A 21303-nucleotide genomic window follows, 5' to 3' on the forward strand; every position below is an offset into this window, starting at 1 on the left:
ATGAAAGCTTTTCATCAGGCATCAGGATAAAAACTAATAACCACGAAATCCAAAAGCTTGAGGAATAATGAATGTTAATTGTACATGCTATTTTGCATGTTGTTCAACAAAGAACCTAACTGTTGAAGCTTTTCATAAAAGTAACAACACATTTGATGGAAATAAGCTTCTTGTATGGAACTTGTTGAATAAAAAGGAAACCACAAAAGGTTTCCTTTTCTGTATTCTTAACTTTTTCGTATCTTGAACAGATGCGAGAGGATATAAGAAAAGATTTTTTACCATTAGTTTCTAAAACGTGGTGGTTCATGACATGGCTCACCAGGGTTTTTGGGATACTTTTATTATTAACAGCATTTCTGATCGTATTAGGACTGCCTATTGTGTTTAGTAATAAACTTGCACTATTTATTGTAGCAGCCATACTATATTATCCTGCTCTTGCTTTTGGGTTATATCGCTTTTTTCTTTATCAGAAGAAAATCAGAAAAAGAGTAGTCCGGAAAATTGTGGTAGATGATCAGGGAATTCATTACGAAAGAGTAGATGGAACCATTGATGAAACTCTTTATATTGACCTGGAAAAATTTATTTTTTCAGATGAATATGATGTAAGCATCAGCCCAAGAAACAAAATGTATGTACTACAGGTTTATGAAAACGGCTCCATAAAAGAAATCGATTTTAATGGAAGAGACGCAGGTTACACTTCCTATATTGGAAATTTGAAAGCCTTACGGAGAAGATACATCCAGGGAATTGTGCACTTCAGAACAGATTTGCGTATCAATCCATTAGTGTATGAGGTTTACTATATTAATCCTATTGATTTTACATTCGATCATAAAAAATTTTGGACATCGTTGGCACAAACTTTTGCGATAATAATACTATGTGGCTTAGTAATAGGAGCGCTCATGCTTGGCTTGGCTAAATGGCTTTTTTAAAAACATTTATCATTAATTAATGTAGGATTAAAATTTCATATCCTTTTAATTTTATATTTCCCTTCTCAAAATCTTATGCTTATATTTATTTTAAATTAAGATTGGACAGCCAGTTATTAAGGCTGGATTTAAAATTAAATGAATGAAAAGTTTAAAAAAACAATTGGGGCAGTTCCCTGATGAAAAAAGAAAAGAATACTTCAATACCCTTCCCAATTATCTCAACGGAAGATTTCAGAATATATTAGAAACCCCGGCTTTATTAGAAGGCGAAAGTATGACCAAATTACTCCTTCAAAGCTTATGTAAAATAGAAAATACATCACCAAAAACCGCTCTCCCGTTTGTGGTGACGGATCTTAAAAATCTTCAGCCGGAAGAAAACGTTTTGGTGTGGTTTGGGCACAGTTCCTATTTCATACAGCTAGATGGAAAGAAATTCCTGATAGATCCGGTTTTCAGTGGAAATGCATCTCCAATGCCTGGTTCTATAAAAGCTTTTCAGGGAGCAGATTATTATAAGCCGGAACATATGCCGGAGATAGACTTTCTGATTATTTCACACGACCATTGGGATCATCTGGATTATAAAACCGTTCAGGAATTAAAAGATAAAGTGGGAAAAGTTATTTGTGGTTTGGGAACCGGACAGCACTTTGAATACTGGGGCTGGGAGCTTGACAAAATCATTGAAAAAAACTGGTGGGAAAGTATAGACATTGCTGAAGGTTTCAGAATTACGCTCACTCCGGCAAGACACTTTTCAGGAAGATTACTGAACCGTAACATCTCACTCTGGACTTCATTTGTATTAAAAACACCTACGAAAAATCTGTTTTTAGGCGGTGATAGCGGTTACGGAAATCATTTTACAGAAATTGGAGAAAAATTCGGAACCTTTGATTTAGCGGTGATGGAAACAGGGCAGTACAATGAAAAATGGCCCTATATTCATACCCTGCCGGATCAGCTGATGACAGAAATAAAAGAACTGAAAGCTAAAAACTTTATTCCGGTACACAATTCCAAATTCAAGCTGGCGCAGCATACCTGGTACGAACCTTTGGAACTGGCCTCAAAACACGCAGAAGAAAACAATATTTCTATAAGTCTTCCTATGATGGGAGAAAAATTAAATCTGGATCAGCTGGGAACAGTAAGCTGGAAAAAATGGTGGGAGGAATATAAGTAATAGATTCCTTTTAATTTTAAAATATAAAAAACCTGCCCATCAACTGAGCAGGTTTCTTCCTTCTTATCAAAAAAATAATCACTACAAAGGTTCCTTATGGCTAACCTTAGTATGAATAATATCGTAATATACCGCAGGGTTAGTTGCATCAGGCGTAATTCTGTAAGTAAATGTAGTTTCATTCAGAACCAGAATATCCACAACACGGGTGAAAGTAGGTGTCGTCAATGTTCTCTTTTTACCATCCAGAGAAATAGACCACGTTCCTTCAGACCTCAATACATCATTTAAACCGAAAATTTTAAAAGTTCCGTTAGCTTTGAAGTAAGAATATCCCACAAATCCGGCTACACTGGCATCAGTAAGGGCAACATTATTTCCGCTTTTATCCTTCGCACCCGTTGTTTCCCATGGAGTAGAAGCAAGAGCAAGCTGCCCGTTCGTTGGTTCAGCATGAGAAGTTCTCATATGGATGATATCATAATACACGGAAGGATCACTGGAGTTAGGACGGATCCTGTATGTGAATTCATTTCTGTTCAAAACAAGAATTTCAACATCGCGGGTGAAAATAGTGGTTCCATCTGGATTCAGTGCAGCAATGGTTCTGGTCTTTCCCTGTGCATCTACAGACCATGTTCCCATAGACCTCAGCACATCCGTAAGGTTGTAAATAGCAAACTTACCATCTGCTTTGAAATAAGCAAAACCCACATATCCGGCAACGCTGGCATCTGTAAGAGCTACATTATTTCCATTCTTATCTTTAGCTCCGGTAGTTTCCCATGGAGTAGAAGACAATACCTGCGAGGGAGTCTGCTGCTCAATAATTATTTCATTATCATCACTTGAACATGAAACGAACGATGCTGATAATAGTACAGCCGCAGACAGATAACATAATTTTTTCAGGGTATTCATAAAAGTATTTTTAAGTTCCTGCAAACTTATCCTTAATAGAAATCAATACCTTGTACAAAATATCTCTTTTGTTGTAAAAAACATAACAGATCCTAAATTAGAATGATAAAAATGATGTTTCTGGCAGAATTCACTCTCAAAGGTACCCAATTCCCATCCTCTAGAGGGATGGCAAAAAATTTTTTGACGGGGTGGTTATGGTTACTGACTTTCACCAATAAAATCAATTTTCTGCCATAAAAACTCACCAAAAATTCTATTTTTGAGTATGAATAACAGAAACCGCGGAAAAAATACAGGCGATGATACCCTGTTCGGCTCAGAGAAACAGACCGGTAAGCTGAAACAGGCTGTAGAAGATATGTATTATCTCCTGAGCAGAGAGTACCCGGAAAAAGCGGCTTCTGATCTTGTGGGGAACAGGTACCGGTTGAAAACCCGTCAGATACAGGCATTTCGGGGAGCATCTGCATCTGCCGCACAGCTTCAAAACAGGCAGCTGAAACAAGTAGAAACCTCAGCTTTGCAAGGAAAGACAGTTTATCTGGACGGTTTTAATGTTTTAATCCTTTTGGAAAGTCTGCTTTCTGAAGCTTATATTTTTGAAGGGTTGGATAGCTGCATTCGTGATCTTTCTGGCGTTCACGGAACTTATAAAAGAGTTAATCAAACACAAAGAGCAGTAGAATTAGTCGCTTCTTTTTATCAGAAAAATCAGATTCAGAAGCTTGTTTGGATTTTTGATAAGCCCGTTTCCAATAGTGGAAGAATTAAACAGATGATTCTGGAATTTGCCGAGCAGAACCAGCTCAATTGGGAAGGTGATCTGCAGTACAATCCGGATAAATTTCTGGTAGAAAGTTCAGAGCTTGTCATTTCCTCTGATGCCTGGATTCTGGATCATTGTAAAGAATGGTTTAATTTGATCGGATATTTGATCAAAGAAGAAAATATTCCTGTTAATCTGATCAAAATGATGTAAAATATGAATTTGTTTGAACCCTATATTCCTCTGTTTTCCGAAGCATGGAAAAATCAATACAAAGCCATTCTCGTACAGGAACATCTGGCAAATCTGGACAAAAACATTCATAGGTTTAAGGAGGAAACTTTAGACTGGGATTTTCCTTATTTTAATGAAGAAATAAAGATCAACAGACAGGAAAGCTTTGAACAATTTATTACAATTCTTGAAAGTAACAATTCCGATGAGGTAAAAGCAAAGCTTCTGGAAGCAATTCCGTTTGAACACTGGCTGAATATTCTGGGACAAAGATTGACTTCAGCAAGCATACGTGATGAAAGTGCCATTCCGCCTTTAAAAAGTGTGTTGATTAACGCCTGCCAAGAGCCATTTAATAATGAAATAACCATTGCCCAGAGAGCCTGGGAAAAGCATATCGGAAGAATGGATGATGATTTCTGGGGACAAATAAAAGGAAATAACCAACAGAAACAGGAAAAAGTAATGGCAAAAATCAACAATATCCTTGAAAATAAGACCTGGTGGAATGTTTTCTTCCATTACAAACACGAACTGGTGTTTGAAGTGCGCGAAAAAGAAGGCCATGGAATCCGTTGGAGCCACGGAGGAACAAAACTGATTGGTTTTCTGGAAAAATTCATCAATGAATAAGTAATCCACAAACATCTGCCTCATTTGTGAAATCCGTGGGAAAATAAAAACTTTCGCAATTTCACCCATTTGTCTTTTCAGCTTTTTTCTCCTACGTAAAAACATTACGTACCAAACTTCTACTTTTGCAGCGATAAATAGAAGCTATAAATCAATCAGAACAGAATATTATCAGCTTCCATTTTATATTTAGAAATAACATATACTAAAAAGTAAAAAACAAATGAACACTTACATTGATATTGGCATTAATCTGACCAATAAACAGTTCTATAATGAACACGAAGAAATTATCAACCGAGCCTTAGATCATGGTGTTGAACATATGATTCTCACAGGAACCAGCATCAGAGGAAGCAAAGAATCAGCGGAAATTGCAGAAGAATATCCAGAAATTTTATTTTCAACAGCTGGAATTCATCCCCATGATGCCAAATCTTTTAATAAACAAAGCATCAGCGAACTCAGGAAGCTATTGAAACAGGATCACGTAATCTCAGTAGGAGAGTGCGGCCTTGACTTTGACCGTGATTTTTCTCCAAGACCTATTCAGGAAAAATGTTATCAGGCACAGCTGGAGCTTGCCATAGAAGTGAATAAACCCCTTTTTCTTCATGAAAGATCAGCATTTAAAAGGTTTAATGAAATCACAGATGACTTTCTTTCAAAGTTACCTGAAGCCGTAGTACATTGTTTTACTGGAACATTGAACGAAGCAAAAATTTATCTGGATAAAGGATTTTATTTAGGATTTACAGGATCCATCAGTGATGAAAAAAGATTTAAACATCTCGAAGACGTTATAAAATACGTACCTCTCGACAGAATGATGATTGAAACTGACGCCCCTTTTATGCTTCCGAAAAATATGCCCAGAACGCAGAACAGGCGAAATGAACCATCCTTTTTACCTTATGTAGCACAAACCATTGCGCATCTGAAGAAGATCAGCATCTCTGAAGTGGCAGACGAAACTACAGAAACGGCCAGAAATTTTTTCAGACTATAAAAAAGAGCTCTACTGATAAAGTAAAGCTCTTTTTTTATAATGAATATGTTTCTTACAAACTCTTTATTGCCGATTCCAAAGCCAGTTCCATCATTGGATTCAAAGCTGTTTCTCTTTCATCAGCAGAGATTTTTTCGTGTGTAGGGATAATATCCGTTACCGTAAGAATAGTTGCTGCATTTTTTCCTAAATGCTGAGCATTGGCAAATAAACCAAAAGCTTCCATTTCCACTGCTGGACAGTTGTATTTTGTAGCAATTTCCGGAGTATTGGGATCTTTTCTGTAGAAAATATCACTGCTGTGAATGTTGATGGCCTTAGCATGTAAAGATAAATCTTTAGCCGTTTCATTAATGGTAGTAAAGATATTCCCCTGGTGAGAAAGGATTTCGTCTTCAATTCCCCATGCATATTTAGCATAAGTACTTTCACTCGCTGCTTTATCAATATTTAAAATATCAAAAAGTTTAAGATCCGTATTGTAAGCACCACAAGTCCCGATTCTGATGATTGTATCCACTTCATATTCCGTAAACAACTCAAAAGAATAGATTCCGATACTTGGGAAACCCATTCCACTTGCTCCTACAGTGATTTCCTTTCCTTTATAAAGACCTGTATAATAAAAAATCCCTCTGGTTTTGCTTACCAGTTTAGCATTTTCTAAATAATTTTCAGCAATATACTGTGCACGAAGCGGATCCCCCGGCTGCAATACTACTTTAGCAATTTCTCCTTTTTTTGCACTGATGTGAATACTCATAATGTTTTTTTGAATGGAGCAAAGATAATAACTTTTAGTTTGTTCCGGTTATTGCGATAATAGAAACAATGAAGCGATCTCTCATCAATAGAATGTATAAAATATTATTAATAAATGTTTTAAATGAAATTTTAGATAAAGTATTTTGTATGAATCAAAAAAATAAGTTGGTAAATACAGAACAACAAAAGAATAATGTGGAGCAGGTATTGTGAAAGCAGCCCGGCTACTTTTGTAGAAGTAAATATTTAAAATTTTAAAAATGAAAATTGAACATATTGCCATTTGGGTGAAAGATCTTGAAAAATCCAAAGAATTTTATCAGAAATACTTCGGAGCGGTTTCCAATGAAAAATACCATAATCCTGTTAAAAACTTTCAATCCTATTTTTTAAGTTTTGAGAATGGCTGCCGGCTTGAGATCATGACCAGACCGGATATCAAAGAAAGTGAAAACTCTTACGAATCCCAGCAGTACGGGATTATTCATCTTGCATTTTCTGTAGAAAATAAACAAAAAGTAGATGAGCTTACAGAAATACTGAGGAAAGATGGATATAAAGTGGCCGGAGAACCGCGTACCACTGGAGACGGATATTATGAAAGCGTAATCCTTGATCCCGAAAACAATATCATTGAAATCGTCTCGCAGTGAGTCATTGCGAGATGCTTCGGCGACGAAGCAATCTTTGCATAGTAATGATTATGTAATTTCAAACCTTATAGGTTTTTGAAACCTATGAGGTTTATATATCAAAAAATACATTCAGACTAAAATACATCTTTAATACATATTATATTCATTTTCTAAGCCTATAATTCCATATTTAACATGAATCTTCTCCACAAAAATTTTATTCTCAACGAAATAATTTTATTTTTGTTAGATCATGGAAACCAAGTCACCGTTTTTAGACACGATCTTTTTGCTTCGTAAGGAAGAATGCATTACTCTTTTTTCAAGCTTACAGCAAATTTCCCCTCAGGAAGAGGCGGAAGCAGGAGATTATTTTGAAACAGAATTCGAAAAAGAACGACTTGAGTTTTTGTCAGACCAATTACCCTGCAACAAAAATGCAGCTGTTTGGGCTGCAAAAGTTCTCTATTATAGCGCACAGCTTTATCTGATCAGAGTAAATACTGAAAAAAATATTGAAAACCTTATTCCCGGATTCAAAGGAACTCGGGATATTTCTTCTATCTTGTCTGTAGATTTGTCACTGAGATTTTTACCACAGATAATGATTGCTTTAAATGCAGTAGATCCTGAAGATCCGTTAATTTCAATGCTGGAAAATATTCTGGTGCAATTTCACTATTCCGGAATTGGATATGATCTTGATCTGAAGAATGTGAACTGGAAGGAAGAGTTGAAAGACAATACGTACCGGAAACTCTATCTGGAAAGAATTGTTGAAAAAAAAGATTATAAACTGGCAGAAATTCCGTTGATTAATAAACTGCTAACTGCCGAATTTGGAATGCACAAAGATGCATTCTGGAAAGAACTAAAAACTATAACCGAAGAAAACAATGAAAATGTATGAGAAAGTATTTGAATTTTTAACCGATCCTACAAAAGAAACATTCCTGAAATGCCGTGAACTGGTGATCAGTAATCCGGAATATGATCCTTATTCTGAAGATCTTGAAAGTATACAGGATTTACTTAATGAAGGAAAATTTGAAGAAGTTATACGATATAACAATGTCAATATCCTGCTTAGTCCCAGAGCACATATCTATAAATATTTTGCTTACAAAGAATTGGGTGATGAAAAAGGAAGGAATATTGAAATGACCATAGCACAGATTATTTTTGAATGTCTTGAAAAGACAGGGGACGGAACCAAAGATTCTCCCTATATTATTACAAGAATTTCTGACGAAAGAGACTTAGTGAGACATCATCTCGATAAACAGGATGTTTCGCAAAAGCTGGTCAGGGATGAAGATAAGATTATGGATGTACTAACCCTTGATGACGGAACACACTTGTATTTCGATATCAAAGATCCTTATCAGAGACTGGCTTTTTCATTCAGCAAAAGAAATGAACAGGCAGAGAATAAAGAAGAAGAAAAAAACCAAAAGAAAAAGTGGTGGAAATTTTAATTTTTAAAATCAATGAATCAGAATATAAATCAGCTTAATACAGTCCTTAACTACGTAAAAGATACTTTTGTAGGTAAAAACGATGTCGTAGATCTGTTGGGAATATGCCTTTTGGCAAGAGAAAATGCCTTTTTATACGGACCTCCGGGGACTGCAAAATCTGCGATTGTAAGAACATTGGCAAAAACAGTGAAAGACGGCAAAAACTTTGAATATTTATTAACCCGTTTTACAGAACCGAACGAAATTTTCGGACCTTTTGATATCAGAAAACTGAAAGAAGGCGAACTTCTGACCAATACAGAAGGAATGATGCCGGAAGCTTCCATGGTTTTCCTGGATGAGATCTTTAATGCGAACTCTGCTATTTTGAATTCACTCCTAACAGCACTCAACGAAAAAATCTTTAAGAGAGGAAAAGAAACAAAACACTTACCAGCATTGATGTTTGTAGGTGCAAGTAACGTTCTTCCGGAAGATGAAGCTTTGAATGCTTTATTTGACCGTTTTTTGGTAAGAATCAATGTAGATTACGTTAACCCGGAACTCTTACAACAGGTACTTTTAGCCGGAAGAAAACTGGAAAACGAAGAAGAAACCGAAATTCCGGAAATTCATGCTGATGAGATCAGACAATTACAGAATCTCTGTAAAACAATAGATCTTAGGCCCATTTATGAAGTCTACCTGAATACCATTATGAGCCTTCGAAATACAGGAATTGCCATTTCAGACCGTAGAGCGGTGAAGCTTCAGAACCTGATTGCTGCAAGCGCACTGATCTGCGGAAGAAAAGAAGCTGTGCTTTCCGATCTCTGGGTTTTGAAACATATCTGGGATACAGAAGAACAGATTGAAATTCTGGAAGGGATTATCAACAGAACAATTGAGAAAGATGATCACCCCGATTCCCATCCGCAGGCGATGCAAAACAAAACTCCCAATCCGGAAGAAGTTATGAAAGACGTAAAAATTCTTGTGGAAAAATGGAATGGAGGAACATTAAGTTTTGAAGAACAGAACGTAATAAAAGATAAACTGAGGTATCTGCAGACCCGTTGTGACTGGATCAGGAATCCGGATCAGAAGCAGTATATCCAGCAAGAAATTGAAAGCTTATGGCAGAAGATTCTTCAAAGCGTTTAAAAGAATTCTGGGCGGAAATTCCCCGTGCTGATGAAGATTTTCTGGGCTCAATCAGAGACTGGAAGAATATTCAGATTGCCGTAGATGACGACACGATCTGGCTGAAAGGTTTTACCGAAGAACAGGCAATAGCCTCAGAAATACAGCAACTGCCGGATTTTATTTTATATGAACTTCGTGATGGGCTTTTATTTAGAAAAGAAGCTTTAGTTCCGAGTAAAAAAATGAGAACAGCACTGCTCTGGGTTCCTATAGACAAAGCATTGCAGCTGAGCCTTCCACCTTCCAACCAGAATTATTTTGGAATTCACGAACAGGTTCACATAAAATTAAAAGAAAGTAATGAAGAACAGCCGGTAATCGCTTTACTCAGCAATATAAATGATATTAAGGAAGCTATTGTAGTATTGCACAAATTTAAACTTGAAAAAATAAAATGGACCTTACTGGGAGATAAAGCACTGTTTATAGGTGTTCCGCTTCTAAGCTTTCCCGGAAAGACCTATTGGACCAAAGACAGGCATCTACTGCCTGCCGGTCTGGATTTTGAATTTAAAAATGTAAGTACGCTGTTGCAGCAGAAATATAATAAAGAGCCGGAAGACTTACTGTTATGGGACGAAAACGGAAACTGTCTTTTAATTAAAGAAACAGATTTCCGTCCATTGTCCGTCAGCTCATTCCGTCTTACCGAAAAATCAAGACAATGGAATTAAAGGCCTATTTCCAGTCCTACGAAAATTACTTTTGGGAATGGAAAACAGATGAGGATGTTCCCGGAGATTGCGGTTATCATGATAACAATCTTCTCTCCGTACCGGAGGTGGGAGCAATTGCTTACAGACCTTATATAATGGAAATTCTGAACCAGCTTCAGCCCGTGGGATGGCCTCCTTTCGGGGCATTGCTTATGGTTTTATACGCCATGCAGGATGGTTACACAGATTTTGCCCGTCCGTTGAGACGTACAGCTGAATTTTATAGTGGAGAAGATTTTGAATTCCGTGTGGAAAAACAAATTGAATTCCTTGAAAAAATAAAATCACTTCCCAAAGTTTACAAACAAAGACAGAACAGAATTGTGCTGCTTCAGACCATTTTTGGAAACGGACACAACAGATTATCTCCCAGTCTTTCTGATGGTTTCTTAAGATTCTACTATAAAAGACCGCAGGAACTTGCAGTCAGCGCAGAAAAACATGATGACGCTTCATCCGCTTTAAACAAAGATCTGAGTGCTCTGAATCTGAACGAAAAATTTCCTACTGCGCAATCTATCATTGATGCCATGAAAGGCTTGATTCATGAACCTGAACTGGAAGATGAGGTGGTAGAAGAAGAAACTACGGCAGATAACAATAAAGACTTCATCACAGAATTAATTGAAGAGCCAAAGACTTTTCACATAGGAAGCCTGATCAAAAGAATCTGGAGCGGACTGAAAATTCCAATGCGTCATCTTTCCCCCGGTGAACAACCCATCGGAGGAATCTCTGATATGACCAATAAAGGTGACTTTCACAGAATGCTACTTTCCGAATTTGCCAATGAAGATGACGTCTTCATGAATCGTGTAGCCAATAATGAGGCACTTTACATCCAAAGAGAAATTCCGCCTGAAGAAAATATTTTTGAAAGAATTATCCTGATTGATACTTCCCTTAGAAACTGGGGAACTCCAAAAGTATTAGCCTATGCCTCGGCAATTGCCGTTATCAAACATCCGAAAGCTCATTCCGAATGTAAAGTCGTTGCACTAGGACAGGCAGCTATTCCCATTACACTCAACAAAGTGGAAGAGGTGGTTGAAAACCTGAATCAGGTTAGTCCCATTCTTGAAGTTTCGGAAGCGCTGGAGAAATTTTTTAATGAACACTATTCAGAAAAGGATATTGAAGTGTTCTTTATTACCCATCAGGATAATATGGAGGATGAAAAAATTCAGCGGGTTGTACATCAGAACAGAGATCAATTGAAATTTTTGGTGACAACGTCTTCGGATGGAGAAATCAATTTTTATAAACATCACAAAGGAGCAAGGAAACATATTCAGAAAATAAAACTTCCGTTGCAGGAGTTGTGGGCTAACCCACCGCAGCAAAAACAATCTACTCATAATTTCAATGGAAAGAAAACAGATCTCCCACAAAACTATCCGATCTTATTTCCAACACCTGTCAATAAGATCGCTAAGTTTTTATATGAAGGAGAATTTTTCATTCTGAGTTCAAAAAAACAATTGCTGAAGACTTATCTTTCTGATAATTATTACGACAGACATTCCTACGATTATTATAAAACCCATCATGGTTGTGAAGTTTTGTTTGATAAAATTTCCATAAAACCGAAAGGACAATTTGCTCTTACAAAAAACAGACAGCAGCATTTTATTCTGTGTCAGTATCAGCCTGATCAGAAATTAATTTCAAAGCTTAATCTTAATACCGGAGAATATTCTGAGCAGAATCTTACAGGAATGCATATTCCGGAATCTTACAGACTGATTTATTTCGGGCGGAATTTTTATCTGCATCATCCGGATAGTGAAACCCACTACAAAATCAATATTGATGGGAATATCTCTGTAGAGCCTATTACCGGAAAAGACAAAGAATTTGAAAAAAATAATATAAAAGCCGAGGCCGAAGTTGCCAAGCTGAAAGGAAGCGGATTAAAAGTGATCAATAATTTCAATAAAATAGGAATCAACAAGTACGAAAACCTCGTTGTTTCTGGAAATGAATTATACAGTGCCTCAGAAAATACGCTGAATTTTTCCAAAAATAAATATGATATCCGAATTTTTGCAGAACAGAATAAAAATAAATTTACATTCCCTGACGGCAGTGAAATCATTACAGATTCACGGGGAATGCTGACCTTCCGAAGCAGTAACAAGAGCATCGAAGAATTTTTTATCCCGTCTACACTGGGCGGTTTTCTCTCGTTAGCTACCTATACGGAATTTGGCGGATCAGAATATTATCTTCCGGAACATGCATTGTTGAAAGTAAGAACAATGGATGATATGTGCGAACGGTTTTTAAAACCATTTATAGAACAGATTTTGGAGTATGGAGCTTAGAATAAAACCTTTCCCGAAAAATAACTACCCCAAAAAAGGACTTTTGATCAAAGGTTCCTCACCTGTTGTTTGGCTTCAGGAAATGGAGACCCTTGGGATTAATTTAAGTCAGGTTAGATCTTATGCTATTCCGGCAAATAGTCCTAATGTGCTGTATGGATGTTTTCTTATTTTTAATGATCATGCTCCACAGGAAACAGGCAGAAACGCTTACTTTCAAAGTGTAGATGACAGGCTTTTTATTCCTGAAAATACGATCTTTTATCCTAAAATAAATCCTGAAGACTGGGCACAGCTTGACTCCCGTTTTCTGATCATGCATCCAGAATTCGGATTGGTAAAACTGTCTGAGGAAATCGACTGGATTTCACTAATTCAACAGCCTGAAACTATAAAAGAAAATATCAGAAGACCACTGAACGGAGTTTCAATTCCACAAAAAATAGAAAGCTATACAGTGGAAATGGATGACGAAAAAGTAATGGAAGCATTACAGCCAAAACAAACCGAAGAAGAATGGATGAACAACCTGCCTTTTGACCTTAAAAAAGTAATGGCCGGGAATAAAAAAGAAATAGAAAAATATTTAAAATACATTGAAAAATACCCTGAACGAGCCGTAGAATTAGGCGTTTCTTTGGATGTTATGGGAACTTCCAGAGGAGATGGATTTGGTCAGTTTACCTGGCTGGAAGGATTGTTTGGTGGAGGCTCTGCAGGTAAAACAGAAAGTGCAGGAACAAAGAATTTCCGCAGAGTATTCTGGGCGCTTATTATTGCAGCTATTGTGCTGAGGATTGCATTACCTTCAAAAAATAATTCTGAGCAGGAAGAAATAGGTTCTTCAGGAAAAATTGAAAGTAATAAAGTAAAGGCACCTTCGGATATGATTGCTTTCCAGTCCGGAACTTCAGAAATTGATCTGAAAATAGATTCAATGTATCACCAGCAGAGAAAAGGATTATCCAAAGAACTTATTCACGCAGGAATCATAGAATCCAAAACAGACAAAGACAAAGAGAATTATAAAAAAAGCGGTGGAAGAGAGGTAAGCGAAATAGGAAGTGATATCGAAAAGCTTGTGAATAAAGAAAAACGAAGCAGAGACTCTCTCAAAACGATCTACACCAAAAAAATTACAAAACACATAGAAGAAAAAACCGAAAAGCTACAGCGTAAAATTTCAGATTCTCTGAAACAATACACTCAAGGAAAACCTGTGAATGGAGATGTCGTAAAATATCTTCTGAAAAAAAGAAAAGCTTTAATGGCAGATTCCTTGGGAAAACTTTACGGGACGCTGGATATTGTGGATCCTTCTTCTGCATCTATTGATAAAGCAAAAATAAAAGCGATAGCTCCGGAAGGAAGCCCATTAGAGAAAAAGGCTCCGGTTTCAGACATTATGTACATGGTGATCCTGATGATTGCCGGAGTAGGATTGTACTTATTCCTGTTTAAAAATAAATCATTAAACCTTGGCGGAGACAATGTTCCGGTATGGGTAAAGTTGATTTTAATTGCCATCCTTGTAGCCATGCTTGTATACTTATTTTATCCGCTGGTCAAAATGTTTGGGTACAACTGGTTTGTATGGGTGCTTGTTATTTGTGTGATGCTGCTTCTTTATCGTCTGTTTAGAGAAGATAAAACCATTTTAAACTCCGATGATGATGAATAGACAGAAATTTATAGACAAATTTATAGCAGCTTTTGTGTTGCTGGCAATGTTCAAGGTTATCGGGATTGTAGCCCAGCTATTCCACGAAAGTTTCTGGAGTGTGATCGGAACATTGATTATTTTCCTGATCGTAGCCTTTATTATCCTTTTGGTGATCACCTCTTTAAAAGATAAAGAACAAAATAACAGAAATTCTTCAGGAAGAAAAGGCAGCGGAAGCAGCAGTTTCTATCTGGAAAATTCTCTTTTTGACAGGATCAGAAGCAAATACGAAGAACTTGCTGAAAAATATATTGCCGAAAAAGATTATAAAAAAGCAGCCAGAGTTTATATGAATCTTTTGCAGGACAACTACAGAGGAGCAAAAACACTGGAAAACGGAGGCTTTTATAATGAAGCGGCAGTAGTATATCTTAAAAAACTGAATAATAAATCCGATGCCGCCGCCTGCTACGAAAAAGCAAAACAGTTCAAAAAAGCCATTGATCTCTACAAAGAAATGGAGCAGAAAGAAAAAGTAGGAGATCTCTATAAAGAAATCAACGATCTTAAAAATGCCCATCACTATTACCAGATGGTAGCAGAAGATTATATGACTAACAGCCAGATGGTGAAAGCTTCCCTGATTTATCGTAAAAAGATGGAAAAAACAGAAGATGCTCAGAAAGTGCTGTTGAAGGGATGGGAAGAAGATAAAGATGCTTTCAACTGTTTGAATAATTATTTTGCAAATATTTTCGACATTAAAAAATTAGAATCTGAAATTCTGAATTTATATGAAAAGACTCCGGCCTATAAAAAGATTATCTATCTGGAAGCCATGAAACATGAATTCAAAAAAGATCTGAAATTACAGGCAGCCACCAGAAATATAGCCTACGAAATCATCGCCGAAAAAGTAAATACCCGTTCCGAAATTGTAAATGAACTGAAATTCTTTAATCCCCATGATGACGTAATTCTGAAAGATATCTCAAGATTCAAAACAGGAAGAAATAAAATGTTCAGGAATTAAATATTTAAAGATTGAAGAATTTAAAAATTAAAAAATAACTTCTGCTTCATCAAATCAATTTTTAATTGATTCTCCTTAGCTCCCTAAAAATAAGAAACTCCTGAAATAAAACTTTGCGTTTAAGATAACAGAGTAATTCTGTTTTGTTGGAAAACGCAAAGTCGCAAAGATTTTATAAATTTTATATATAATTTTTAAGACGCAAGAAAATCGAAGATTTTCAGCCAGTTAAAAAAATATATTTTCAGCTTCATCAATCAATGTTAATTGATTCCCCTTAGCTCCCTAAAAATAAGAAACTCCTGAAATTAAAACTTTGCGTTAAAAAAAGCATTATCTATAAGTATCAGAATCGCCCTTTTTATTATCCTTCCTTGTGGAAATAATAAAATAATATCAAAAAAGATTTATCTTTGCACCAGAAAATTATGACAATACAAAGAGCACATATCAATGCGGAACTATTCGAAAGTCCTTCTAATAAAGGATTATTAGGGTATGATGAGGTGATATGGAATGAGGCGAAATGTGCTGACTTTGGAAATTATTTACTATAAACTTGTAAAAAATTAATCAAAATACAACAGAAACGCCTCGGAAAACCGAGGCGTTTTTTGTTTTTTAGGTCAGAAATTATTTAGAATGAAAAAAAATAACCATAAACATGAAAATTTTTTAATCAACAATGAAACTTTAATACGATAAAATAGAGTGATAAGCAACCCGGTGAGAGACAGTCATTTAGGTAATTAAGATATCTGCAAAATATTGCGGACAGAAATTCTCTATTCTAAATTTAAATTATAATTAATTGATTATCAATGTTTTAATTTGAAAATTTATTTGCAGGTTAAAAAAAATCATATTTACTTTGCAACCGAAAATTGAAAGCAACAGGTTTTCAGGATTCAATTAAAAATAATTTAGAAACAAACAAAAATAAAATGAAACAGTTACACAACATATTCAATCAATATTCAAGACTATTCGGACAGGAACCGACAGGTGTTGCGTGTATTCTTGAAGGTGGAATTGTGGATAAAAGGTGCTTATATACGTGGATCAGCTAATGATCTCTTACGTTTAAATATATGAAAGCGCCTCCCGAAAAGAGGCGCTTTTTTTATGGTTTCTTTAGCTTATTTGGTAAAGCGCCGGTCTGTGGAACCGGAGAACAGGGTTCGATCCCCGGAGATACCCAAAATATAAAATCTCATAGCTCAATTGGTTAGAGCACCGGTCTTTTAAACCGGGGGTTGAAAGTTCAAATCTTTCTGGGATTACAAAAAACGGTTCCGTAGCTCAACTGGATAGAGTATGGGTTTTCTAAACCCAAAGTTAGAGGTTCGAGTCCTCTCGGAATCACAAAAAAAGGTTCATGGAAAATTTCCCATCCGGCTGTCTCCCGGAAAAGAAATAGAAGTGAACCCCAAAGCTGGAAAGATAACGGTGGTTGTTTACCCGTCTTGGACGCGGGAGGTCGCAAGTTCGAATCTTGCTTTCCAGACAATTTGTTCCATTAGCATAGTGGTGAGTGCATTCGGCTTTCTACCGAACGACAAGGGTTCGATCCCCTTATGGAATACCAATGATTTCGTAGCTCAAGTGGTTAGAGTATCGGTCTGATACACAGAAGGTTGAAGGTTCGAGTCCTTCCGGAATTACAGTAACTAATTGTTAATTGTTTCAGGAGAAAAAGTAAAAGTTTGTCGAGCGCAGAAGATCTTTACGCCAAACACGAGAAATACAGACAGGCTTTTCTTCTCTCCGGATTCATTAGAAATTAATTGTGATCATTTATAAATTTTTAGGTAAAAATAAAGTTTGTCAAGCGCAGAAGTTCTTCAAATAAATTGAGACAGACTTTATTTTTTAATCTGATGGTTCGCCGAAGTGGAAGAGTCGGGGCGGTCTGCAAAACCGCTGTATAAACTGAGTGGGTTTGAATCCCATAACCATCTCAATGTAAAAACTATAGGAGATATAAGAATCTTTTATCATCTATAGCAAAGAATATCCTTTATTAATAAAAGAAAAAGGCTGTCGAGCGCAGAAGATCTTTATTTAAACATTCAATATAAAGACAGACCTTTTCTTTTTTTTGAAAGGAAAAAATGAGAAATTACTTATTAATCATTACTAATTGCTCATGAAATAGGGAAGTACGCCGAAGTTGGAGAGTCGGGGCAGACTGTAAATCTGTTGCTTCATTGCTGAGTAGGTTCGAATCCTACTACTTCCACCAACCACTGATAATGTAATGGCAGCATGCAGGAAATGTACTCTTGTTGTTTAGGTTCGATTCCTGGTCAGTGGCTTAATGCTCTATTCGTCTAACGGTGAGGACGCCTGCCTTTCGAGCAGAAGATAAGGGTTCGATTCCCTTATAGAGTACTGGATGTGAATAGCTGGTCAATCTTGAATTGATATTAATACCATGAAAGTTCAGATTTTTTTAAAAATTGGCCAGTTACCATTCACACAAAAAATGAAGAAAAGAGAAAAAAGGACTGTCAAGAGCAGAAGATCTTTAGTCAATAAAAACAGACAGCCTTTTACTTTTTTAAAACAAAATACATTAGGAAATGAGAAAGGTTTGTCAAGCGTAGAAGATCTTTACAAACACTAACAGGCATAGTTTATAAACAGACAGAGCTTTCTCAAACCTAACATGAGTAATAACCATAGATTTTCATATTACTTATTACCAATTACTCATAAAAAACCTGCGGGAATGGTGGAATGGTAGACACTCTTGATTTAGGATCAAGCTTTTGGGGGTTCGAATCCCTCTTCCCGTACTAGATTATAAGCAATAAATAATGAGCAATAAGTAATAAAAAAAATATTACTCATTACCAATTACTTATTACTCATGAATTACTCTGATAGTGTAATGGCAGCATCTCAGTCTCCAAAACTGATGGTATTGGTTTGAGTCCGGTTCGGAGTGCAAAAAAAGAAATTAGAAACTAGAAGTTAGAAATTATGACAACTAGTGATCATTTATCAATTATCAACAATCATTTATCAATTTAAAATATGTAGAAAAAATGGAAACGCAACAACAAAAATGGCAGAATATGAATGGAAAAATTTTCCAACACTCTATCACACAGCTGGTAGAAGAAGCCATCCTCCGCGAACAGGCTAATGGACACCGTCTTAAAGTATGTGTGGGATCAGACTCCCATGTATACGGAGATGCCATCAGTTATGCTACGGCAGTAGTATTTATTCGTGAGGGAAAAGGAGCGTTTACCTTTATTAGAAAAGAAAGAGAAATACAGAGTATCAGTATCAAGGAGCGAATGCTGAATGAAGTCAACAAATCTGTTGAAATTGCATACGCGATTTGCTCTGTGTTGGATACTTATGGTGTAGAAATGGAGGTACACGCAGACATTAATACCGACCCGGATTTTAAATCCAACGTAGCATTAAAAGATGCAATGGGATATATTCTGGGAATGGGATATGTGTTTAAAGCAAAACCTTACGCTTTCGCAAGTTCCAACTGTGCTGATATGATGGTGTAATAAAGCTGGAAGATGGGTGTAAGAAGATAGAAGCTTAGAAAATTATAAAAATTAAATCATGGAAAAAACAAAAAGATTATTATTTCTGGATGATATAAGATATCCTATTGAGGCTTATCATTATACCAAACAGGATATTTTTCTCAGAAACGACTGGCATATTGTTCGGAATTACGAGCAATTTGTCAACAGGATTTTGGAAAAAGGACTTCCGGAAATGATCTCTTTTGACCATGATCTTGCAGACGAGCATTATTTAGATCAGAATTGTCAGGAATTTATTGAAAAAACAGGATATGACTGTGCCAAGTGGCTGATAGAATATTGCATGGACAACTATCTGGATCTTCCGAAATTCTATAGCCACTCTATGAATCCGGTAGGAAAGGAAAATATTCTTTCCCTTTTAAAAAATTTTAAAAAACTAAAACAAAATGATTTTCAAAACATATAACGCTATAGAAAATGCTTACCAGGCCCGCGTGATCGAACAGATCAGGATTCAGGGTTTTGGGGATGAGGTTTTCATTGTACAGGAAAAAGTTCACGGGGCTAATTTCTCTTTCTTTACCGACGGAAAGGAAATTAAAATCGCTAAGAGAACTGCTTTCATCGATAAAGATGAAAAATTTTTCAATGCACATCAGATTTTGGAACGCTACAGAAAAAATGTATTAGAAGTGTTTCAAATCGTAAAAACCATCTACCCGGATGTAGAAACTGTAGTCATCTACGGTGAATTGTTCGGTGGCGGTTACAAACATAAAGAAGTGGAAGCTGTAAAAGATGCTGTGAAGGTTCAGAAAGGAATAGAATATGCACCGCACAACGAATTTTACGCTTTCGATATCAAACTGAATGGAATTACCTATTTGGATACTGAAGTTGTGAATCATATTTTTGAGAAGACAGGATTTTTCTATGCTAAAATCTTGTTCCAGGGAACTCTTGAAGAAGCTTTGAGATACCCCAATGTTTTCAATTCAAAAATTCCGGCTTGGCTTGGATTACCTGAATTGGAAGATAATATATGTGAAGGTACCATCGTAAAAACTATGAAAACCAAATACTTTGGAAACGGAGCCAGAATTATTCTAAAAAATAAGAATGAAAAATGGGTTGAAAAGTCCAAAATGGTTAAAAAAGAAGCTAAAACTGTTCAGAAACAGGTTCACTTCAGTGAAAAAGCTCAGGAAATCTGGGAAGAAATCCAAAGATATGCTACAGTCAACAGATTGAATAATGTGGTAAGCAAAATTGGCGAATTCGAACCTAAAATGATAGGTAAGGTGATTGGTCTTTTTTCACAGGATATTTTAGAAGATTTCCAGAAAGACTTCCCGGCAGCTTTCACAGCTATTGAAAAAGAAGAGCAGAAAAGGATCAACAAAAAGTTGAATTCTTTAGTAATTGATTTTATAAAAGAAGAGTTGATGACTCTTAAAGTATAGTTTCGGTAAATTTTTACCGAAACTTTTTATGTATAATAAGTAACCATAAAAGTCAGAAGAACGAAAACACTTCATTTTATTAAAGAGAAATAGAGCTGATGAAAGTGTGAAAATTCCCATCCTTTGGAGGGGTGGCGAAAATTCAAAGAATTTTTGACGGGGTGGTTTAAAAAAATAAAAAAATAAAAAAATGAAACCCAATATATTTTTTACAGCAGACCATCATTTTGGTCATGAGAATATTATAAAGTTTTCAGAGAGACCCTTTGAATCACTGGACCATATGAATGAAGAACTCATTAAAAGATAGAACGAAAAAGTTGAACCCGGTGACACGATCTACCATTTAGGAGATATGAGTTTAGGAAAACCGGACTTTACAAAAGAGATTTTGGATCGGTTAAATGGCAACATCCATTTGATTAAAGGCAATCATGAAGGAGCGGCTTTAACGTATCCCAAGCGATTTGCCTCCATCAGAGATTATCACGAACTGAGAATTGATGAACCGGCACAAAACAATGGTAAACAGAAAATCATTCTTTTTCATTACGCCATGCGTACCTGGAATGGCTCACACCGCGGCGTGTGGCAGTTATACGGCCATTCACACGGAACTTTGCCGGATGATGAGATGGCACTTAGTTTTGACGTTGGGGTAGATTGCCATAATTTTTACCCGGTTTCCTACGAGGAGGTCAAAGAAATAATGAAAAGGAAAAAATGGACATCACCATTTGCTCCCAGAAACTAACAATTAACAATGAAAAAGAAGCCGAAGGATAAGAGAAATAGAAACCTGA

The 21303-nt window shown here is 36.2% G+C and carries 22 protein-coding genes and 10 tRNA genes; 30 read left to right on the forward strand and 2 right to left on the reverse strand.

The genetic code is table 11. From position 1 onward, the window contains the following. Positions 1 to 251 precede the first annotated feature (251 nt). On the forward strand, positions 252 to 947 hold the full coding sequence (locus tag CLU97_RS21215; protein WP_147436535.1) for a hypothetical protein: 696 nt from the start codon (positions 252 to 254) through the stop codon (positions 945 to 947). Positions 948 to 1089: 142 nt separating this feature from the next. Then, positions 1090 to 2139 (forward strand): MBL fold metallo-hydrolase, encoded by a 1050-nt coding sequence (locus CLU97_RS21220; protein ID WP_121489877.1) that lies wholly within the window; start codon positions 1090 to 1092, stop codon positions 2137 to 2139. An 81-nt stretch (positions 2140 to 2220) separates the two neighbouring features. On the opposite strand, the gene CLU97_RS24130 is transcribed toward CLU97_RS21220, so the two are convergent. Further along, the gene (locus CLU97_RS24130) at positions 2221 to 3060 is read right to left on the reverse strand and encodes a DUF4822 domain-containing protein (RefSeq protein WP_228437892.1); all 840 of its coding nucleotides are present in this window, start codon (positions 3058 to 3060) and stop codon (positions 2221 to 2223) included. Between the two features lie 268 nt (positions 3061 to 3328). On the opposite strand from CLU97_RS24130, the gene CLU97_RS21230 reads away from it, so the two are divergent. From CLU97_RS21230 to CLU97_RS21240, 3 genes are all read left to right on the forward strand, one after another. Further along, on the forward strand, positions 3329 to 4042 hold the full coding sequence (locus CLU97_RS21230; RefSeq protein WP_183084653.1) for a DUF434 domain-containing protein: 714 nt from the start codon (positions 3329 to 3331) through the stop codon (positions 4040 to 4042). Positions 4043 to 4045: 3 nt separating this feature from the next. Beyond that, positions 4046 to 4696, forward strand: a complete 651-nt coding sequence (locus tag CLU97_RS21235; RefSeq protein WP_121489879.1) for a hypothetical protein — start codon at positions 4046 to 4048, stop codon at positions 4694 to 4696. Positions 4697 to 4919: 223 nt separating this feature from the next. Further along, positions 4920 to 5705 carry a TatD family hydrolase gene (locus tag CLU97_RS21240; RefSeq protein WP_121489880.1) on the forward strand — a complete coding sequence of 262 codons (786 nt, stop codon included), beginning with the start codon at positions 4920 to 4922 and terminating at the stop codon, positions 5703 to 5705. Positions 5706 to 5757: 52 nt separating this feature from the next. Here CLU97_RS21240 and deoD read toward each other — a convergent pair whose 3' ends face one another. Next, positions 5758 to 6468 carry a purine-nucleoside phosphorylase gene (deoD, locus tag CLU97_RS21245; protein WP_121489881.1) on the reverse strand — a complete coding sequence of 237 codons (711 nt, stop codon included), beginning with the start codon at positions 6466 to 6468 and terminating at the stop codon, positions 5758 to 5760. A 262-nt stretch (positions 6469 to 6730) separates the two neighbouring features. Here deoD and CLU97_RS21250 point away from each other — a divergent pair, with 262 nt between their 5' ends. The 25 genes from CLU97_RS21250 to CLU97_RS21365 all read left to right on the forward strand — a co-directional run bounded on the left by CLU97_RS21250 (position 6731) and on the right by CLU97_RS21365 (position 21254). Further along, complete coding sequence (locus tag CLU97_RS21250; protein ID WP_121489882.1) at positions 6731 to 7123, forward strand: VOC family protein; 393 nt, start codon at positions 6731 to 6733, stop codon at positions 7121 to 7123. Between the two features lie 235 nt (positions 7124 to 7358). Further along, on the forward strand, positions 7359 to 8015 hold the full coding sequence (locus CLU97_RS21255) for a hypothetical protein (RefSeq protein ID WP_183084654.1): 657 nt from the start codon (positions 7359 to 7361) through the stop codon (positions 8013 to 8015). After that, positions 8002 to 8583, forward strand: a complete 582-nt coding sequence (locus CLU97_RS21260) for a DUF4919 domain-containing protein (protein WP_121489883.1) — start codon at positions 8002 to 8004, stop codon at positions 8581 to 8583. Before CLU97_RS21255 ends, CLU97_RS21260 begins: the two co-directional genes overlap by 14 nt. A 12-nt stretch (positions 8584 to 8595) precedes the next feature. After that, entirely contained in the window at positions 8596 to 9729 is a 1134-nt protein-coding gene (locus tag CLU97_RS21265; protein WP_121489884.1) for an AAA family ATPase, read from the forward strand. Continuing rightward, positions 9702 to 10445, forward strand: coding sequence for a hypothetical protein (locus CLU97_RS21270; protein WP_121489885.1), 744 nt, complete (start codon positions 9702 to 9704; stop codon positions 10443 to 10445). Before CLU97_RS21265 ends, CLU97_RS21270 begins: the two co-directional genes overlap by 28 nt. Further along, positions 10436 to 12814: a hypothetical protein gene (locus tag CLU97_RS21275; protein WP_121489886.1), complete on the forward strand. Its 2379-nt coding sequence runs from the start codon at positions 10436 to 10438 to the stop codon at positions 12812 to 12814. The genes CLU97_RS21270 and CLU97_RS21275 overlap by 10 nt, the downstream gene beginning before the upstream one ends. Further along, positions 12804 to 14495: an APC family permease gene (locus CLU97_RS21280; RefSeq protein ID WP_121489887.1), complete on the forward strand. Its 1692-nt coding sequence runs from the start codon at positions 12804 to 12806 to the stop codon at positions 14493 to 14495. The genes CLU97_RS21275 and CLU97_RS21280 overlap by 11 nt, the downstream gene beginning before the upstream one ends. After that, positions 14488 to 15510, forward strand: coding sequence for a hypothetical protein (locus CLU97_RS21285; RefSeq protein WP_121489959.1), 1023 nt, complete (start codon positions 14488 to 14490; stop codon positions 15508 to 15510). The genes CLU97_RS21280 and CLU97_RS21285 overlap by 8 nt, the downstream gene beginning before the upstream one ends. Positions 15511 to 15938: 428 nt before the next feature. After that, positions 15939 to 16067 (forward strand): penicillin-binding protein, encoded by a 129-nt coding sequence (locus CLU97_RS21290; protein WP_068939893.1) that lies wholly within the window; start codon positions 15939 to 15941, stop codon positions 16065 to 16067. A gap of 387 nt (positions 16068 to 16454) precedes the next feature. Further along, the gene (locus tag CLU97_RS24255; RefSeq protein WP_262690861.1) at positions 16455 to 16580 is read left to right on the forward strand and encodes a hypothetical protein; all 126 of its coding nucleotides are present in this window, start codon (positions 16455 to 16457) and stop codon (positions 16578 to 16580) included. 63 nt (positions 16581 to 16643) lie between these two features. Then, a tRNA-His gene (locus CLU97_RS21300) sits at positions 16644 to 16711 on the forward strand. Positions 16712 to 16719: 8 nt separating this feature from the next. After that, a tRNA-Lys gene (locus CLU97_RS21305) sits at positions 16720 to 16793 on the forward strand. 8 nt (positions 16794 to 16801) lie between these two features. Beyond that, positions 16802 to 16875: transfer RNA gene (locus CLU97_RS21310), tRNA-Arg, on the forward strand. 70 nt (positions 16876 to 16945) lie between these two features. Then, a tRNA-Pro gene (locus CLU97_RS23855) sits at positions 16946 to 17017 on the forward strand. A gap of 6 nt (positions 17018 to 17023) precedes the next feature. After that, positions 17024 to 17098: transfer RNA gene (locus CLU97_RS21315), tRNA-Glu, on the forward strand. A gap of 2 nt (positions 17099 to 17100) precedes the next feature. Continuing rightward, positions 17101 to 17174: transfer RNA gene (locus CLU97_RS21320), tRNA-Ile, on the forward strand. 494 nt (positions 17175 to 17668) lie between these two features. After that, positions 17669 to 17755 (forward strand) — tRNA-Tyr (locus tag CLU97_RS21325). A gap of 77 nt (positions 17756 to 17832) precedes the next feature. Beyond that, a tRNA-Glu gene (locus CLU97_RS21330) sits at positions 17833 to 17904 on the forward strand. Positions 17905 to 17998: 94 nt separating this feature from the next. Further along, positions 17999 to 18139, forward strand: a complete 141-nt coding sequence (locus tag CLU97_RS23860) for a hypothetical protein (protein WP_183084655.1) — start codon at positions 17999 to 18001, stop codon at positions 18137 to 18139. Positions 18140 to 18238: 99 nt separating this feature from the next. Further along, a tRNA-Leu gene (locus CLU97_RS21340) sits at positions 18239 to 18311 on the forward strand. 81 nt (positions 18312 to 18392) lie between these two features. Continuing rightward, a tRNA-Trp gene (locus tag CLU97_RS21345) sits at positions 18393 to 18463 on the forward strand. Between the two features lie 100 nt (positions 18464 to 18563). After that, positions 18564 to 19049 carry a ribonuclease H-like YkuK family protein gene (locus CLU97_RS21350; RefSeq protein ID WP_121489890.1) on the forward strand — a complete coding sequence of 162 codons (486 nt, stop codon included), beginning with the start codon at positions 18564 to 18566 and terminating at the stop codon, positions 19047 to 19049. 58 nt (positions 19050 to 19107) lie between these two features. Then, positions 19108 to 19503: a cyclic-phosphate processing receiver domain-containing protein gene (locus CLU97_RS21355; protein WP_121489891.1), complete on the forward strand. Its 396-nt coding sequence runs from the start codon at positions 19108 to 19110 to the stop codon at positions 19501 to 19503. Next, positions 19484 to 20500 (forward strand): RNA ligase, Rnl2 family, encoded by a 1017-nt coding sequence (locus CLU97_RS21360; protein WP_121489892.1) that lies wholly within the window; start codon positions 19484 to 19486, stop codon positions 20498 to 20500. Before CLU97_RS21355 ends, CLU97_RS21360 begins: the two co-directional genes overlap by 20 nt. A 355-nt stretch (positions 20501 to 20855) precedes the next feature. Beyond that, complete coding sequence (locus CLU97_RS21365; protein WP_228437894.1) at positions 20856 to 21254, forward strand: phosphoesterase; 399 nt, start codon at positions 20856 to 20858, stop codon at positions 21252 to 21254. The last annotated feature ends 49 nt before the right edge of the window (positions 21255 to 21303 follow it).

The organism is Chryseobacterium sp. 7 (assembly GCF_003663845.1).
GTDB lineage: Bacteria > Bacteroidota > Bacteroidia > Flavobacteriales > Weeksellaceae > Chryseobacterium.